Source organism: Dellaglioa sp. CoH-57-MRSF-18, assembly GCF_056781995.1.
In genome coordinates this window covers 403-1,197 of record NZ_JBXAXX010000015.1, presented here as the reverse complement: position 1 = coordinate 1,197, position 795 = coordinate 403, and the positions used below count along the sequence as shown (strand labels likewise).

Sequence of the window (795 nt, the reverse complement as noted above, 5' to 3'; positions counted from 1 at the left end):
GGATAATGTGCTTAACCTGCGGGGCCATTTGCGTACCCCAACGCCATTTCCTGATAGAACTCGGATGCCGGGGCCCGGCTCAGTTCTCGCTCCTTGATAACCTCACCCCCAAAATTCAAAGGTGCGCCGATCAGGGCGTCAGCCACGCTGTTCACAAAGGCCTTGAAGTGGCGACGCGAGGGCGGGAAGTACGGGACGACGACCATGTGCGGAAAGTACAGATCACCGTAGAACTTATTCAGCTCCGACTCACGCAACTCTGCTGCACGCTCCACCATCTCTTCGCTATAAAGCGGCAGCACGAGCGACGAGGACTGCAATGTCGAATCGTAGTAGATGCCCATAGCACCGCAGTTAGCGAGGAACGTGCGTTCGTGGTCTGGCTCACTCGGGGATTCTGAGATATTGAGGGACACGTAACACTGGCGCAAGTTCACATCAAAGGGACAACCCTTGAACAACCCTTGAAGGTATTGCAGTGATTCATAGGTAGGCACAGTGACCAAATCATAGAGCTTCATACTTCACCTTTAACAGAAACCCCAGTTCCGGAGTTGGAGACTCTTAGCTGGGAATGCGGACGTAAAAGCGTCCAGTTCAGGCTCCCGCATAATCCAGTGCCAGACGTGGCCCCGGAGCGGCATGCCCTGATTCACGACCTGCGCATAGCGCTGCTTCGTGTTCTTGCGAATGCTTTTGAGAACATCGTCGATGGTGAGTTCTGATGCTGGATCGATGGTGACCAGCACCTGATCAGCGAGCACGAAGTAGCCACCGAGATTCTGATCCTTGAAC

Annotated in this window: 2 protein-coding genes; both read right to left on the bottom strand. The window is 54.2% G+C overall.

The features are described 5' to 3' along the window. Positions 1-11: 11 nt before the first annotated feature. Complete coding sequence (locus AC1RPG_RS07740; RefSeq protein WP_481762433.1) at positions 12-521, bottom strand: hypothetical protein; 510 nt, start codon at positions 519-521, stop codon at positions 12-14. Positions 522-530: 9 nt separating this feature from the next. Beyond that, positions 531-795, bottom strand: a 265-nt coding sequence (locus AC1RPG_RS07735; protein WP_481762432.1) for a hypothetical protein, incomplete at its 5' end; no start/stop codon positions are given.

What these genes read in the sequence shown, in the direction of transcription:
- AC1RPG_RS07740 (WP_481762433.1), bottom strand. Translation starts at nt 521, where the DNA reads ATGAAGCTCTATGATTTGGTCACTGTGCCTACCTATGAATCACTGCAA.